The organism is Leptospira johnsonii (assembly GCF_003112675.1).
Lineage (GTDB): Bacteria > Spirochaetota > Leptospiria > Leptospirales > Leptospiraceae > Leptospira_B > Leptospira_B johnsonii.
In genome coordinates this window covers 62,222-78,853 of record NZ_BFAY01000001.1, presented here as the reverse complement: position 1 = coordinate 78,853, position 16,632 = coordinate 62,222, and the positions used below count along the sequence as shown (strand labels likewise).

10 protein-coding genes are annotated in these 16,632 nt (G+C 41.9%); 8 read left to right on the top strand and 2 right to left on the bottom strand.

The window, feature by feature from the left end:
- Position 1: 1 nt before the first annotated feature.
- Positions 2-2,386 carry an ATP-dependent helicase gene (locus LPTSP_RS00320; RefSeq protein WP_108926868.1) on the bottom strand — a complete coding sequence of 795 codons (2,385 nt, stop codon included), beginning with the start codon at positions 2,384-2,386 and terminating at the stop codon, positions 2-4.
- Between the two features lie 163 nt (positions 2,387-2,549).
- Here LPTSP_RS00320 and LPTSP_RS00315 point away from each other — a divergent pair, with 163 nt between their 5' ends.
- Genes LPTSP_RS00315 through pepN form a run of 3 tightly spaced genes read left to right on the top strand, consistent with a single transcriptional unit; the run spans position 2,550 to position 6,928 of the window.
- Entirely contained in the window at positions 2,550-3,134 is a 585-nt protein-coding gene (locus LPTSP_RS00315; protein WP_108926867.1) for an NUDIX hydrolase, read from the top strand.
- 9 nt (positions 3,135-3,143) lie between these two features.
- Positions 3,144-4,403, top strand: a complete 1,260-nt coding sequence (locus LPTSP_RS00310) for an MFS transporter (protein ID WP_108926866.1) — start codon at positions 3,144-3,146, stop codon at positions 4,401-4,403.
- 2 nt (positions 4,404-4,405) lie between these two features.
- On the top strand, positions 4,406-6,928 hold the full coding sequence (gene pepN / locus LPTSP_RS00305; protein WP_108926865.1) for an aminopeptidase N: 2,523 nt from the start codon (positions 4,406-4,408) through the stop codon (positions 6,926-6,928).
- 89 nt (positions 6,929-7,017) lie between these two features.
- Here the strand turns inward: pepN and LPTSP_RS00300 are convergent, their stop codons facing one another.
- Positions 7,018-8,139: an alkane 1-monooxygenase gene (locus LPTSP_RS00300; protein WP_108926864.1), complete on the bottom strand. Its 1,122-nt coding sequence runs from the start codon at positions 8,137-8,139 to the stop codon at positions 7,018-7,020.
- 469 nt (positions 8,140-8,608) lie between these two features.
- Here LPTSP_RS00300 and LPTSP_RS00295 point away from each other — a divergent pair, with 469 nt between their 5' ends.
- From LPTSP_RS00295 to LPTSP_RS00275, 5 genes are all read left to right on the top strand, one after another.
- Positions 8,609-10,297, top strand: a complete 1,689-nt coding sequence (locus LPTSP_RS00295) for a putative bifunctional diguanylate cyclase/phosphodiesterase (RefSeq protein ID WP_108926863.1) — start codon at positions 8,609-8,611, stop codon at positions 10,295-10,297.
- Between the two features lie 171 nt (positions 10,298-10,468).
- Positions 10,469-10,777 (top strand): LIMLP_04285 family protein, encoded by a 309-nt coding sequence (locus LPTSP_RS00290; RefSeq protein ID WP_108926862.1) that lies wholly within the window; start codon positions 10,469-10,471, stop codon positions 10,775-10,777.
- A gap of 112 nt (positions 10,778-10,889) precedes the next feature.
- The gene (locus LPTSP_RS00285) at positions 10,890-12,890 is read left to right on the top strand and encodes a hypothetical protein (RefSeq protein ID WP_108926861.1); all 2,001 of its coding nucleotides are present in this window, start codon (positions 10,890-10,892) and stop codon (positions 12,888-12,890) included.
- 88 nt (positions 12,891-12,978) lie between these two features.
- Complete coding sequence (locus LPTSP_RS00280) at positions 12,979-13,566, top strand: hypothetical protein (RefSeq protein WP_108926860.1); 588 nt, start codon at positions 12,979-12,981, stop codon at positions 13,564-13,566.
- A 31-nt stretch (positions 13,567-13,597) separates the two neighbouring features.
- A complete protein-coding gene (locus LPTSP_RS00275; RefSeq protein WP_108926859.1) occupies positions 13,598-16,543 on the top strand; it encodes a TonB-dependent receptor domain-containing protein in 2,946 nt (981 codons plus the stop codon).
- The last annotated feature ends 89 nt before the right edge of the window (positions 16,544-16,632 follow it).

The window sequence follows — 16,632 nt, the reverse complement described above, 5'->3', positions numbered from 1 at the left end:
CTCATCCGATTTTCAATTTTTCGAGTTCTTGCAGGAAATCACTTGTTTCCTGTTGCCTGGTTTCCTCGTTAGAAAGCCAGTCCAAGGTCTCCGGATCTATCTCCTTAAGGAAGCGAGAAGGCTCGGAGGCCAGTTGCTCCCCAAATTTGCGGCGATTAGCGGCCCCTGTCAAGCATAAATGCCTCTTCGCCCGAGTCATCGCTACATACATCAAACGGCGCTCTTCGTCCACCGATTGGTCCTCTACGGTCGCCCTTCCGGAAGGCAGAATCCCCTCTTCCAGTCCTACGACATAAACAGACTCGAATTCCAAACCTTTGGATTGGTGAATGGTGAGTAACTGTACTCGGTTGTCTTCCTTCTCATCCGAAGGCTCATCTTCCATAAGCATCGCCAAACGGTTGATAAAGTCGAATAGAGAGGGCTTTTCCCCTGAATCATTATTCTCTTCGAAGAATGCCAACATATTCACAAGCTCGGACATATTGTAAATACGTGCCTTTGCGACCTTCTCCTCTTTCTCTTCAAGGATGATCTCTTTTTCCAGACCCAAATCCGCAATTAACTCTCGTAAGGCGAAGAAGAGCCTAGGCGAAGAAGAGAACTTCTTCTTAGCCTTTTCGATCAGATTTACGAAATTATAGATCTCTGAAGAAATTTTACGGTTTAAGTCCGGGATAAAATCCGGAGATTCACATACTCTGAATAATGTCTCATAAAGAGATTCCTTATTCTGAGCCGCTTTTTCGTGCACAAGAGAAATGGATCCGGAGCCGATCCCACGTTTCGGATAATTAATAATTCTTAATAAAGATGCATCGTCCTTTTGGTTTGCAATGAGACGGATATAAGAGATCAGATCTCGAACTTCTTTACGATCGAAGAAGTTATAACCACCCACAACTTTATAAGGCATTTCCCTGGCTCTGAATGCTTCTTCAAAAGGTCTGGATTGGAAGTTTGTGCGGAATAATATCGCAATCTGGCTTCCTTTTCTAGCTTGTTTGATGATCTCTTCTCGGATACTTTCGGCCACCCATTCCGCTTCGTCCTTTTCGTCTGCTCTTTCTACATACTTCACTTTGAGAGCACCAGGAACTTTGGAAAATAGTTCTTTGGATCTCCTAGAAAGATTGTGGCGAATAAGAGAGTTCGCAGCAGAGACAATGATGTCAGTGGATCTATAATTCTCCAAAAGACGGATAACGCTCGCACCCTTAAAATCGTTTTCGAATCCAAGGATCAAACTCACATCCGAACCTCTGAATGCGTAGATGGACTGATCGTCGTCCCCAACCACGCATAGATTATCAGATTCTCCCATGAGCGCTTTTAAGAATACGTATTGGATCGGATTGGTATCTTGGAACTCGTCCACCATAAAGTATTGGTATTTCTTATGATATTCATCTCTCACTTCTTCGAACTCGTTTAAAAGTTTAGAAGGAAGAAGGATGAGATCGTCGAAGTCGATTGAGTTCTGGTCTTTTAAAGTATCTTGGTATTGATGAAAAAGAGAGGCAGTCAGAAGATCCCCTTCGTTCATAGAGGTTCTCATATCCGCTAAATAATCCGGTCCTGAGTTTTTGATCCTGGAAATTTTGGAAAGAACTTCCATGATCTGAGGACGTTTAGGCTCCAGTTTTTGAGCCACAAGCATTCCTGTGACAAGCCCCTCTTGGTCCGCTTGGTTCAGAAGAAGGAAAGGTTGTTTGTATCCTAACTTTTCGATATGTTTTTTTAATATTCCAAGCCCTAGAGAATGGAATGTAGAAAGAGCGATCCCTTTTAATAAATTTCTGGGAATCAATTTGCGGACCCGCTCTCCCATTTCCTTTGCACTTTTGTTAGTAAAGGACAATGCAACGATCTTTCCCGCAGGAATATGATGGTCCTGGATCATATGAGCGATCCGATTCGAGATCACTCTCGTTTTTCCGGAACCTGCACCCGCAAAAATAAGAAGTGGTCCATGAACTGTTTGGACTGCACGGGCCTGCTCAGGAGAAAGACTTTGGAAAATGGAAGCGGAGTCCCTAGGCTCTTTTGGTCTTTCTTCTCTCTTTCTTTTTGGAGCGGAAGGTTTTTCTTCAGGAGTAGAAGGTTCGGAATCCAAGGAAACTTCCACAGGAGTGGAAACGAATTCTGTGGGCTCTTGTTCCGAGAAATCGTCTTCTTCATAAAAAGAAGAACCGTAGGATTCCTCTTGTACTTCTTCTTGTGGAGAAGGAGCGGGAGTTCCTTCCACCTGAGGACCTTCTTCTTTTGCCGAAATACTTTCTGAAAAGCTAAGCAATGGCAGATCTTGTACAGGTTCCTCCGGTTTTTGTTCCGGAATTTCCAGATGCGAAAACAGGTCCAGACTTTGATTCGTTTCTTCTTTCATCCGATTTAATGAGGGCAAAAAACAAGCCGGGATCCGAAAAATCTGGATTTTTCGGCCCTAGCTGTAAGCGACATAATCCTGATTTTTCTCTTCTTGTCAACCGAGTACAGGCAAAGGTTTGCGAATCTGAAAGGATTTCAAAAAACTGGAAGAAACGGCAGATATGCAAGAATTCCGCCCAGAAAATTACCTCCCGAATTCCAATCTCTGGAAAGAAGGAGAAAAAACTCACCTCATCAAAACTCCGATTTTCGAATTAATCTCCATTCCTAAAGTTTCCCCAGACAAAACGATCTCGGGTAATTTTTTCAAAATAGAATCTAAGGATTGGGTGAATGTGATCGCACTCACCTCCGACAACAATGTGATCCTGATCGATCAATACAGACACGGCATGCACTCTTATTGCCTGGAAATCCCAGGCGGGGTTGCCGAAAAAAATTCTATCTTAGAATCCGCTCAGGCAGAACTGAGAGAAGAGACAGGTTTTGTCTCGGACGATTGGGAATATTTAGGTAAAGTTTCCGCAAATCCCGCCTTTATGAACAATTGGTGTCATACTTATATCGCCAGAAATGTCTATCCACATCCAGGTGGACAGGATCTGGATGAAAGCGAACAAATAGAAGTGTATCAATATCCTCTAAATAAAATCCCCGAAATTTTAGAGAAAAATATCCTACACCACGGAATGGTCGTGGCAGCATTCGGATTATTCTTTTTAAAATACGGGGAAAAGAAGAAGTAGAACTATCTCATGACAAAATCCGCAAGCGCGAGCCCATTCATCTCTTTACAGGTTCCTGAATTCAGGAATTTTTTGGCCGGAAAATTTTTGGTCACACTTTCATTTATTATGCAATCTACCGTGGTCTTCTGGCAAATAGACCATATCACTCATGACGCATTTTTTGTGGGTCTGATCGGATTTGCCGAGCTTGTGCCTAACGTAGCAGTTTCACTTTTCTCCGGATTGGTTGTGGATACTATCCCAAGAAAGAAGATCATTTCTCTTTCCTTGACCGGTTTGACTTTTAGTTCCTTCTTACTTTTATTATTCACTCTTCCTGGTTTCGAATGGATCATCCAAGACTATTGGGTCTATCCAATCTATTCAGTGATTTTCTTCTCAGGGATTTGCAGAGGATTTCTCTCCCCAAGCATCGCAGCCTTTCAAACACAGTTAGTCTCTAAGGAAATTTTTCCGAATGCTGCTACTTGGAGCGGCGTTGCTTGGCAGGGTTCTGCGGTTTTAGGTCCTATGCTTGGTGGACTTCTCATAGGATTTAACGGTGTGCAATCTGCATATCTTGCGGACTTCTGCATCATGGTATTCTCATTGTTCCTTCTATTACTTGTACCTTCTAAACCTGTTCCTGAAAAACAAGGGGAGAAGGAATCCATCTGGAAAAGTTTGGGAACCGGCTGGAAGTTCGTGTTCGGTCACCAATTGATCCTAGGAGCGATCAGTTTGGATCTATTTGCCGTATTATTCGGAGGAGCGGTCGCTTTAGTTCCTACATTCTCCAGAGAAGTTTTAGGAATGGGTCCCGAATATTATGGAATTCTAAGGTCGGCGCCTGCAATCGGTGCGGTGCTTTGCGCGTTATTTATCGCTGTAAAACCTCCCAAAACAAATTCAGGAGTAATATTACTCAGTAGTGTATTCGGTTTCGGGCTTTGTATGATCGTATTCGCACTTTCTAAGAATTTTTATCTTTCTTGCGCGGCCTTGATCGTAAGCGGTTCCTTTGATATGGTAAGTGTCGTCATCCGTCATACAATCGTTCAGATGTATACTCCGGAGCATATGAGAGGAAGAGTTTCCGCAGTGAATAATATATTCATAGGTTCTTCCAACGAGTTGGGAGCCTTCGAATCTGGAGCGGCCGCAAAAGCATTCGGCCTGGTTCCTTCCGTGGTTGTAGGAGGAACGCTCACTCTTCTAACGGTAGGGATCGTTACTGCGATCGCACCTCGTCTTAGAAAAATGGATCTAAAGGATATAACGGTTTAAACATGGATAATATTCTTACCCAACAAGAGGCAATGCTTCGCTCCGGACAGATCTCCGAAGTGGATTACACTCTAAAATTAAAGCTGGAAAAAGGATCCCAAGAATATGAGGGAGAAACCACCGTCCGATTCGTATACACTGGCGGCAAAAAAGGAAAACTCAAAGTGGATTTCGTATCCAAAAAAATTGAGATCCTTTGGCTAAACGGAAAAGAAGAAACAAATTACGAAAAAAAAGATTCCGCACTGTTCTTATCCGGAGAATTATTAGCGGAAGGTAAAAACGAACTTAAAGTAAAATACAAAAATGCGTTCGATCATAGCGGTTCCGGTTTTCACAAATTTACTGATCCTTCCGACAAAGCGGAGTATATGCATACCGACTTCGAACCGTTCGAAGCGCATCGACTATTCCCTTCTTTCGACCAACCGGATCTAAAAGCGACTTACGAGTTAGAGATCACAGGACCTTCGGAATGGACTTATATCCATAACACAGTCCCAAAATCGGAGGAGAGCCAAGGAAATTACAAAAATATAAAATTCCATAAGACCAAAAAATTCTCCACATATCTATTCTCTTTGATCGTAGGACCTTACGCGGTTTGGGAAGACAAGGCGGGAGAAATCCCTCTTAGGATATTCTGCAGAAAGTCTCTTTCCAAATATATGGATGCGGAGAATTTATTTGCGATCACCAAGGAAGCATTCGGCTTCCTCCAGGAATATTTTGGAGTTCCTTATCCGTATGGAAAATACGACCAGATATTCGTGCCTGAATTTAATATGGGAGCCATGGAGAATGTGGGAGCTGTAACATTCTCAGAAAGTTATATTTTCCGTGGACCTAGGATCTATTCTGAATACCTAAACAGAGCGAATACAGTGTATCATGAAATGGTACATATGTGGTTCGGAAACCTGGTCACAATGAAATGGTGGAACGATCTTTGGCTAAACGAAAGTTTCGCGGACTATCTTTCTTATTATTCCATGTCCAAAGGGAAAATTTTCCCGGATGCATTAGAACATTTTTATGTAAGAGAAGAATGGGCCTACAGAGAAGACCAACTCTCTACCACCCACCCGATCGCAGGAAAAGCGGAAAATACATTAGAAGCGATCAGCAATTTCGACGGGATCTCTTATTCCAAAGGAGCATCCGTTCTTCGCCAATTGATGTATTACGTGGGAGAAGAAAAATTCAGAGACGCGATGAGGCTTTACTTCAAAAGGCATGCGGAGAAGAACACTGTACTGAACGACTTTCTTTCCTGTATGTCTGAAACAAGCGGGATCGATATCAGAGGTTGGAGTAAAGAATGGCTAGAAACAACTGGAGTAAACACTCTAAGTCCTGTTCGACAAAATGGTAGATTGTTTTTACACCAAGGACCTTCTGCGACCAACGGACTTCTGCGTACACATGCGCTCCAATCCACATTACTCCGTGAAAAGAACGGGATCCTAGAAGAAGTTTGGAAAAAAAGAGTACTCGTAAAAGGAAAAGAAACCTTATTAGAGGAAAATTATACTGGAGAAGCGGACCTTCTTCTTTTAAACACCGAAGACTTTGCCTATGCTAAAACTTATCTCAGCAAAGAATCACTTCCTATCCTAAAAAGAAGTCTACATACTCTAAAGGATCGTTTTTCAAGAAGAGTGGTATGGGGAAGTTTATGGCAGATGGTAAGAGATGCAGAACTTTCTCCCAAAGAGTTTTTGGAATTAGCGTTGGACCAAGGACTGAAGGAACCGGATCTTTCCGTTCGAAACAGTCATATACTCACCAAAGCTCTAACGGTAATCGACAATTATATTCCGGAAGCGGAGAAGAGAACCTGGTCCGATAAACTCAACAGCATCGCCAAGGAAAAATCTCTTTTAGCCCAAAACCCTGAACAAGAACAGATCCTCTGGTTTAGAATATTAGAAAATACTTCTAAATCCACAGAACAACTTTCTTACCTGAAAGAATTATTGGATCAGAAAAAAAGTATTCCCGGGATCTCAATGGACCAGGAAAGACGTTGGGTCATTCTATCCAGGCTTAGCGCATACGGAGATCCGGAATCTTCTAAACGAATCGAAGAAGAGATCACCAAGGACAATACCGACCTGGGAGCTAAAAAGGCATTTTTAGCCGGGGTTTCTTTCCCAAATCCTAAAACAAAAAAAGAATCCTGGGAAAGATTTTTGAAACCGAAGGAAGGAGACTCTACCGACTTCTTGAGATATGGAATGAGAGGATTCCAATGGAATCACCAAAAGGATCTATTAGTTTCTTATACGGATTCTTATTTTAATTCTGTGATCTCAGTGTATGATACTAGAGATCCTCATTTTGCTTCCGCATTCGGGCATTTGATGTTCCCTTCTTTCGAACCGGATCCGAATCTTTTGAAAAGAACCCAGGAGTTTTTGGACCAAAATAAAAAACTGCCTGAACTATTAAAAAAGGATCTACAACAGCAAAGGGACGATATGCAGAGGACCCTTAAGGTTTTGGAAAAATACAAAAACTAGAACGGAACCTTTTTAGTTTTCCAAGAAAAAAGAAGAGTTAGAGGGCAGTCTCTAACTCTTTACCAAAAAGATCTATTATTTAGACAGGATTATGCAGTAGCAGGTTCCCTTTTTCCCGAGGAGCTTACGGAAGTTTCTCCATGTTGCCTCTTCCATTCTTCTAATTTTTTATCCATTACTTTGAACCAAAGAGGCGGAAATAAAGCCAGAAGGATCATCAATTCATATCCGTAAGGAAGTTGAGGACTTTCTTCAAAATGTCTTAAGGATTGGTATCTTCTACCTGCGTTCGCATGATGATCTGAATGCCTTTGCAGTTGGAACAAGAACGCATTGGACAGGCTGAAGTTTTGGTTCCAAGAATGGATCGGTTGAACCTTCTCAAATTTTCCAGGAGATAATTCCTTACGAGCCAAGCCGTAATGTTCTATATAGTTCACTAACTCTAATAGAGAAAATGCGATCCAACTTTGAACAAAGAAGAATAACGGCACCTGCCAATTCAAATTTCCTGTGATCGCGTAAAAAATCCCGGTCACAGCGGAGATGAATAACACAGGAATGATCATAGATGTGATCATCTCGTTGTCTAAAGTCCAAGAGGACTTACCTAGTTTAGCTAATCTTTTTTTCTCTAAATTCCAAGCGCTTGTCAAACTCCCGAAAACGGTTCTTGGATAAAAAGAGAAGAAAGACTCGCCCTTTCTACTGGAAGCTGGATCCTCATGAGTGGAAACGTTCACATGATGACCTCGGTTATGTTCTATGAAGAAATGCATATAACATACCGTCATGAGAATGAACTTAGAATACCATTGTTCTATCTTTGTATTCTTGTGTCCCAATTCATGTGCCACTGTGATCCCGATCCCGCCGGTATTCACACCGATCGCTAAAACAAATGCTCCCCATTCCAACGCGGAAAGAGTTTGAGTTTGGACTTCCCACAGAGCCCAAATCACTAATGCAAATTGGATCCAAGCCCAAACATAGGTCAGGAATCTAAAATAGAATTCCTTTTGTAGCTCGGGCACTTCTTCTTCCTTAGGATTGCTTGTATCCGGACCGATCCAAAGATCCATGATCGGAAGAATTCCGAAAACCACCGCCAAAGTTAGAAAATTGAAACTTCCTCCCAAATAGTAACCTGCCACGGCAAGCCCTGGAATGAAGTATGCAATCAAGAAGGATAATCTTTTCCCAACACTCATTTCTCTCTCTCCTATCCCGGATTTCTCGGGAAAATCAATCGAATTAATTTATTTCGAACGTTTGGTATTATAACACAAACGGAATCCGGGGCAAGAAAAAAATCTCAAAATAGGCATTTTTTCTAACAATTGTTTTAAAATGACTTAGGTCGGCGAATCCTTTGCATCGCTGTCGCGAGAGAATCACTCAAAGCCGAGAAGATAAGAAGATATTGGAAATCCAACGGGAAAATCTTTTCTACTTAGAGCTTTACGTGAGGACTTCTTTAGTCGTGATGTTGGAACTCCTACATTCAGAAAATAAATTATCAACTAAATACTTCGGACTATCCCTTTCGATTTTTGTCCTTGTTTAGAGAGCCCTCTTCAAAAGCATGGTTTATAAGAAGAAATATTACCCCCTTCCTTAAGACGAAAAGCCCTCTACCACGCGAAAACGTATAACGTTCCTAATCCAAGGAAAACTTTAATGAGTCTTAACGGATTAAATTTCTATTCCTATCTCAGTCGTATCCGAATTCTTAAAACCTATTCCGGTAAGATTATGCTGGTGGCGTTTATAGGGACCCATGTCCCTTTGATCACACTTTTATTATTCTTCGTATTATCAACGGTCCAAGACGGTCCAACCGCTTTTAAAATTTTAGGGATCGCTCTTGTGGCAACTCTCGCAGGGACGGCCGCCACTCTTCTTGCATTACATAAACTTTTAGCCCCGGTATTTCTTACTTCTAAGTCTTTGAATCGATATCTGAGCGAACGTGAACTCCCGGATCTGCCCACTACATTCCAAGACGAAGCCGGTTCTTTAATGAAGGATACGGTAACCGCCGTACGTAAGTTAGATGAGCTCATACATTATATGGCAAACTATGACGGGCTTTCAGGATTACCGAACCGGGATCTATTCTTAGAAAGATTGAGTAACTCTCTTCATGAACTTTCGATGAGAGAAGAAATATTAAGTTTTCCTATTCTTTCTTTAGAAGCGACTCATTTAAAACAGATCCGATCCAATTTTGGTGCACATATGGGAGATCTTTATTTAAGAGCGTTGGTCCAAAAATTAGAGACTATGCTCGGACCAGAAACAGTTCTTGCAAGAACTGGAGATGGAGAATTCTCATTCTTTCCTTTACCCTCTTCTTCTCAAATTTTAGAAACAGATTCAGAGATCTGGGCGGGGAAGATACAGAACGGCGTATCCTCTCCTCTAAACGTAGTAGACCAACAGATCTCTTCCGAGATACAAATTGGAATTTCTGTATTTCCCTACGATGGAAAATCGTCCGATCAACTTTTATGGAAATCGGAGACTGCATTAAACCAGGCAAAAATTTCGAGAACTTCTAAGATCCAAACCTATTCTTCCGAATGGAAGGAAAGAATGAAGGAAAAGTATCTACTCGGAAAGGACCTAAAACTTGCAATTTCTAAAAACCAGCTCTTTATCCAATACCAACCAAGGATAGAAGTACAAACCGGCAAAAAGATCTCTGCAGAAGCCTTACTTAGATGGAATCATCCCGAATACGGCATCATTTCCCCTACTATCTTTATACCGATCGCAGAAGAAAGTGGGATCATTGGTGAGATGGGGGAATGGGTTCTTTCCAAATCTATGGAAGACCTAGGAAATTGGAAAAAGAGAGGACTTCCTCCTATCCGTATCTCAGTGAATTTATCTGCAAAACAGTTGGAAGATAAGAATATCACCAAAAAGGTCTTGGACATACTAGAAAAGAATTCTTTGAGTGTAGAAGATCTGGAGCTTGAGATCACCGAATCCAGTCTGATTACAAATATTCAATCCGCTTTGGAAATTTTGGGAGACCTACATTCTTGGGGAATTTCACTCGCTTTGGACGATTTCGGAACCGGATATTCCAGCCTTTCTTATTTGAGTAAGATCCCGCTCAAAACCTTAAAAGTGGACCAATCCTTTGTACGCAAAATCCTAACAGACCCGAATTCATTAGCGATTTCCAAAACGATCGTCGCATTGGGAAAAAGTTTAGGCTTAAGGATCACTGCAGAAGGTGTGGAAACCGAAGTTCAAATGCGAAAGATCAAAGATCTAGGCTGCGACGAAGCACAAGGATATTTCTTAAGTAAACCTATTCCTTTGGAAGAGTTAGAGAAATTCGTCCAAACCTAAAAGTCTTCTTCAACGCAAATATTCGACTAATACAAATCGATTAGTCCCAACTCTTTCCAACCTTTCCCTTTATTACATTTAATCTGTTTGTAACAGTTCTTCGCTTAATCGAATTGCGCGAGCATCCATACTTTTCATAAGGAGGATAGAGCGAATCGGAAGTATTACATTATGATTACGAGAACTATTATTACAATTTCAATTTTTCTAATATGTTTGGGGAACCTTTCTGCAGACACAGTGACCAATACTAAAACCAAAGAAGTGATTGAGAACGTAAAAACCTCTCAGACAGAACAAGGTGTGATCGTTGAGTTCGAAGACGGCTCTCGTAGAGGTTTTGACAGAACGTCCGTTACTGTAGAAGCCAAACCTGTCGAGTGGAAACAAAAGGAACAGGAAAACTATCCTGATAAAGAAAGATACACTGATTATGCAATTTTCGGCGGGATCTTCTTGGTAATACTACTTTTACCCTAAAGAACCAAAACCTTAACAGGTACGTAATCAAGTCGTAAAGTATTTTATCTAACATAATCCTCGAGGTCGATTGGATTTCGACCTCTTTCAGAATGAATAGGAGATTCGATCCATGAAATCGTTAAATAAAAAAGTCTCGAAAGTTGTCAGCGCTCTTGTTGTTGCTGCAGCTCTTGTAGGCTGTGATTCCGGCGGGGGAAGTAACGGCGCAGGCCTAGCTTTAGCCGCCTTAGGCGGAGCTGGTTACGAAGCCACCGTCATTATAAATGGGAAGTTAACCCAAACAGGAACTTTTGCGAAGGCTAACTGTGTAGGACAATTTCCTGCAAACTTTAACAGCTCCCCTTCCTATGCGAAACCTTTGTATGTGAAACTCACTTCTTCTAAGATCGTATCCGGAGGGACCGACTTCACTGTTGCGTGCGCAAGTGCGGGCGGAAACAACGACGCTGCTGATTTCAACATAACCACTAGAATCAATGATTCCAGCGCTACTATCAAAGGAGAAGTTTTCTCAGTCCCTGATACTACAGCATGTACAGGAAACCCAAACCCTTGCGATAGCGCTTCTAACTATACTGAATTGGTCGGAACCTTCGACCTCGCAGTAAACGTTGATGTTGCAGATCCTACAAGTGTAAGCCAAATTACTTTCTCTAACGAGACTGGAGTAGTTGATCCAGATGTTGCGGCTTCCAGTGCAGGTTTAGTAATTACTGGAACCTTTGATGGAGCCACGTTAGCGTCCGATGTAACTGTAATCACTTCCGTAAAAGGTGTTTATAGCAACCCGAACGCGACGGTTGGAGAAAACAAATGTGACTCTATCGGAAATCCTGAGATCGTCACAGGAAGTATTACTTCTAACAAAACGTTAGGTGCATATACCTTACTGAGAGGAACTGTTACCGTTTCTAACGGAGCAACAATTACAGTACCTGCCGGTGCGGTAATCTACGGCGAAAGAGGTTCTGCATTATTCTTCATTGGAGCAAACCTTGTTACGAACGGAACTGCTGCAAATCCTGTGTGTTTCACTTCTGCACAAGCGAGAGGATCCAGATTCCCTGGAGACTGGGGCGGTTTGACCTTTATCGGAAGCGGTAACAATACCAGAACTGCATCAGCTTTAACTGAAGGAACTTCTCCTCAATCTTATCCACTTTCTTCTGGAACTTCCAGCGTTACCTTGAATTACACAATTGTAGAATTCGCAGGAACTGAGGTTGCACCTGGAGACGAGTTGAACTCTTACTCCATGTATGCGCTCAATAACGGAAACTTCAATTACGTTCAATCTCACAGAGGTCTCGACGACTCCTACGAGTGGTGGGGAGGCGGAAGAGGTGCCAATGCTACTGATGTAGGAACCGCAGCTTCTCCTAACCTAACTGGAACTGGTGGAGCAACTGAGCGTACTTTCAAAGGAAAGTTCTTATTAGGGACTGGCGGTATGGATGATGACTTCGATATGGATGAAGGATTCTCCGGAGCATTGAAATACATCGTCGCAGTAAAATATCCAAAAATTTGCGGTGGAACTCCTTCTACAGACCCAGGTGGAATGGAAATGGACGGTGTGGATGGAACCACTAAAACTCCTAGCGCTACTGCTGGAGACGAACCTTCTAACCCATTCGTAGACCAATATACTCTTCTCGGAGTGAACGAAACTGCAAGTTATGCAGAACGTCACAGAGAAGGTATGAAGGGACTCTTCTTGCACGGTGTTGCTTACGCATTCAAACAAATTATTAAATGCGAGAGTGCAGCTACAAGTGGAACAGGATACGGAGATTCTACTTCCATCATTGATGGTTTAGTAAGTGATTCCAATCCGGATCAAGTCCAAACTTGCACGCTAACAACCGCCACAGGAACTCGTGATACTTCCTTAGCAAGTGCTCCGGTTGCATCGATCTCAACAACACAAAGTAACTGTGGATTCTTGGGATTTAAACCGGACCTGAAAACGAACGTAGCAGGAAAAACTACTTGGGGTGGAGCTCCAGACACTGGAACCACCTTATACGACTTCGACGGAACTACAGTAGTAACTCCTACTGGAGGAAACAGCTGGTATTCCGGCTGGGCCGTTTGGAGAGCGCGTTAATCGAATCTAAAAAAACAACAAAGGCCTCCTCTTTATAAGGGAGGCCTTTTTATAATTACATAAAAAAATAAAGTTCCGGGAACCAAACATGAATGCCAGATTGATTGCAATAACGCAAATCATCTTTGCAATATTAACTACAAGCTTCGTCACAGATTGCAAAAAAGAATATAAAGGTGACGATCCAGAGTATTTTAAGAAGATCGAAGAGTCACAGGCTTATCTTAAAGCCCGTATAAAAGACAGTTACGAAATTTCCGATCTTAGTAATACTAAAGAAGAAGCGGTATATCGATTTCTAGAAGCAGTTCAAAACGAACAGACTGATCGTTACATCTTCACTAAGGAAGAATACATCAATATCTTTCTTCCGAACACCCTGGATGAGAACACATTGTCCACCACCATGCCATTAGAACAAGCATGGAAGTTCACAGACATGCGCAGATACATTGCCTTGGAAAGTCTTCAAAACTTATTCAAAAAACATAAAAAACAAAAATTCAAAATAGAGACCTTAACTTGGCGAGAAGAAGTCCGCCAGCTAAAAGCTTTAAAAGGACATAGGGTCGGAAATTTAACAATTAGCTTCGGGAACGAGAAAGCCACACTAGAAGAAGTGCGCTTGGTCGTAGAACACCGAGGAAAATTTAAAGTCTGCGTTATTGGAACTTAATTCTTAAAAATAATAAAAACGAATACTAACAATGAAAATAAAACTTTTTGCAATCGCTTTACTGGTCTTCACTTTTTCGGAAGATGTGTTCGCACAGGCAGCTGGAAAAGTACGGGGAAAAATCGTAGATGGAGACAATGGAGAACCGGTTTTCGGTGCCACCATCGTAGTTCGCGCAGTCAAAAAATTCGCTAAAACCGATTTTGACGGTGCTTATGACCTGGAACTTCCCTTAGGAACTCACGATATAGAATTCCAAATGATAGGCTTTTCTCCCCAAAAGAGAACCGTTACTGTCACTCCTGGAAAAGCACAAGTGGTTAATATCACCTTCGGTCTCCAAACTCTGGAAACTGTGGATGTTAAAGGTCGGGCTCTCAACGATGCGGAGGCTGCCCTTCTCGCATTACAAAAGAAATCATCTTCGGTCTCTGACGGTATTTCTAAGGAAGCGATCAAGAAAAGCCCCGACTCGTCCGCAGGAGAGGTGGTCCGAAGAGTTACAGGGATCACACTAGTAGGCGGTAAGTTCGTATTCGTTCGCGGTTTGGGTGAACGTTACTCTAACACAGAATTGAACGATACGTTAGTTCCTTCTACCGAGCCGGACAAACGTGTTGTTGCTTTGGATATCTTCCCCTCAGGTGTATTAAAGAACGTTCGGATCATTAAAACATTTATCCCTGAACTACCCGCAGAATTTTCCGGAGGTCTCGTAAAGATCGAGACCCAAGAATATCCTGAAGAGAAATTATTTAGTGTTTCGGTTGGAGCAGGGGGAAACTACAATACTACCGGTCATAAGTTCCTTAATATGAACCAAGGAAATATGTTAGGTGGGGTGAATGATAACCAAAAGAATCCTCTTGCGAATGTTCCGAATGCTTTACCGGTAGTTCCTGGTTCCATATTCGGAGGTATCAACCCTCAAGTGGTCCAAGCAAGTAGTGCGGAATTCAATCAAAAATGGACTCCGGATTCCGGACCTGCTCCTTTCGATAGAAACTTTTCGATCAACTACGGAGATACTTTTAAAGTAGGAGCAACTTCCCGTATCGGTGTCTTAGTAGGTTCAACTTACAATAGAAACTTTAGATTCAGACAGGAAGAATCGAATCGTTATTTAGGAGTTGCTGCAGTTCCGCTGTCTACAGCGGGTTCTACTCTAAATAAACTCCAGGACCAAAAAGCTGACCTCTATACGGAGGAGAGGAACTGGGGAAATAACATGAACCTTGCGTATGAGATCACTAAAGGCCAACAGGTCTTTATAAAGTCTCTATATACCCAGCAAGGGGAAGGAGTTGTTCGTGACGCAAACGGTAATGATTATATCAACTTGGCACACTTCAAAGCTTTGACAACCCAATATACAAGTAGCTTAATCCAACACCATACCTTAGGTGGAGACCATGCTCTAAATTGGTTTGGTGATCGCGCTCACAAGTTCGACTGGAGAGTAAATTACGCTCAAGCAGATAGAGACCAACCAAACCTACAGCAGCAGGTTTGGAGACAAGGAATTGGGAACCCAAATCCATATGATCTTACAAGATTAGGGGACTCTAACGATGGATCTAGATTCTTCTCCAACACAAGAGATACCTCGAGAACATTAAAATTAAATTATGAGATCCCTTTCGATCAGTGGTCAGGACTAAAGGCTTTACTCAAATTGGGAACCTATTCCATGTCCAGAGAGAAAGACTTTACGTTTTTCTGGTACGGACAAAAGCCCAACACGGCAATTGGACTGGAAAGATATCCGATCCCAGGAGAAATATATTCCAATCCACTCACCTTCTTGGATAATACTAACCAATTTTCGCAACAATTACCTGGGCAGTCGAATGCATATGCAGCTTCACAGAAATTGCAAGCATACTATAGCCAAGTGGATCTGCCAATCCTACCAAAGTTAAAAGTTTTATTCGGTATGCGCTACGAAGATAGCTACCAGAAAGTAAAAACCTATTATACTGGAAACACAACTAGTTTCTTAAATTTAGATTATGGATGCGATGTAAGTAACGATACCGTTAGAGTTGCATTGATCAGAAACAATATCTGCGATCAATTCAATAATGGGGTCGGAGAACTTAGGACTAAGGACCGCCTTCCATCCTTTAACTTGAACTGGGAAGTGGCAAAAGACCAAATCGTACGAGCAGCAGTTACTCAAACCTTGACAAGACCTGATCTAAGAGAATTATCTCCTTTCGGATTCACTCCTTATTATGGCGCGAACACAGTATTCGGTAACTCTTCATTACAAAGATCTTATATTCATAATTACGATCTGCGTTATGAATATTACTTAAACCCGACCGACTATGTTGGGGTAGGAGCATTCTTTAAGCAGATCTCAGATCCGATCGAGATGATCGGTCAGCCGGTTGCGGGAGGAATTAGCCAAAAATTCACCTTTGCTAATGCGCAACAGGCGACAATCCGAGGAGTCGAGTTCGACTTTAGAAAAGAATTAACTAGCTGGCTCCGTTTTGAAACGAATATGTTCTTCATCAAGTCCAGAGTGGATGTTCTTTCTTGGGAGCAATACATTGCAGTGCAATCGGGTTTAGTAGACACTTTTTCAAGAGTCGCTGCCTATAACCCTACGAACCTATCCAGACCTCTGCAAGGCCAGTCCCCATTCGTATTCAACCTCAGATTTGATTTTTTCTTAAACGAGAAAAAGACACAAGCGATAGGGGTTTACTATAACTACTTTGCAGACAGGCTCTATGCAGTAGGTGCAAACTATTTACCAGATGCTTACGAAAGAGCCGTTGGTTTGACGGACGTGGTTTATACTGCGAAAAGAGGAGATCACCTTGAGTTCAAGGTTTCTGCTCAGAATATTTTCGATACAAGATATCGTGTATATCAGAAGAATGAGCTAACTGGAGAGAAGGATCTTTTCCTTTCATATAGAACAGGGGTGAGCTACTCTTTCCAAGCTACTTATAAGTTGTAAGTGATTTCGAAATTTCTCTCAGGAAGAAAAACCTGAGAGAAATTTTTATATTTTAAAAAACTAATATAACTTAAACAATCCCTTCCACA

Excerpts from the sequence above, each read along its gene's own strand:
- LPTSP_RS00320 (WP_108926868.1), bottom strand. The coding sequence starts at position 2,386 with ATGAAAGAAGAAACGAATCAAAGTCTGGACCTGTTTTCGCATCTGGAA.
- LPTSP_RS00315 (WP_108926867.1), top strand. The coding sequence starts at position 2,550 with ATGCAAGAATTCCGCCCAGAAAATTACCTCCCGAATTCCAATCTCTGG.
- LPTSP_RS00310 (WP_108926866.1), top strand. The coding sequence starts at position 3,144 with ATGACAAAATCCGCAAGCGCGAGCCCATTCATCTCTTTACAGGTTCCT.
- pepN (WP_108926865.1), top strand. The coding sequence starts at position 4,406 with ATGGATAATATTCTTACCCAACAAGAGGCAATGCTTCGCTCCGGACAG.
- LPTSP_RS00300 (WP_108926864.1), bottom strand. The coding sequence starts at position 8,139 with ATGAGTGTTGGGAAAAGATTATCCTTCTTGATTGCATACTTCATTCCA.
- LPTSP_RS00295 (WP_108926863.1), top strand. The coding sequence starts at position 8,609 with ATGAGTCTTAACGGATTAAATTTCTATTCCTATCTCAGTCGTATCCGA.
- LPTSP_RS00290 (WP_108926862.1), top strand. The coding sequence starts at position 10,469 with ATGATTACGAGAACTATTATTACAATTTCAATTTTTCTAATATGTTTG.
- LPTSP_RS00285 (WP_108926861.1), top strand. The coding sequence starts at position 10,890 with ATGAAATCGTTAAATAAAAAAGTCTCGAAAGTTGTCAGCGCTCTTGTT.
- LPTSP_RS00280 (WP_108926860.1), top strand. The coding sequence starts at position 12,979 with ATGAATGCCAGATTGATTGCAATAACGCAAATCATCTTTGCAATATTA.
- LPTSP_RS00275 (WP_108926859.1), top strand. The coding sequence starts at position 13,598 with ATGAAAATAAAACTTTTTGCAATCGCTTTACTGGTCTTCACTTTTTCG.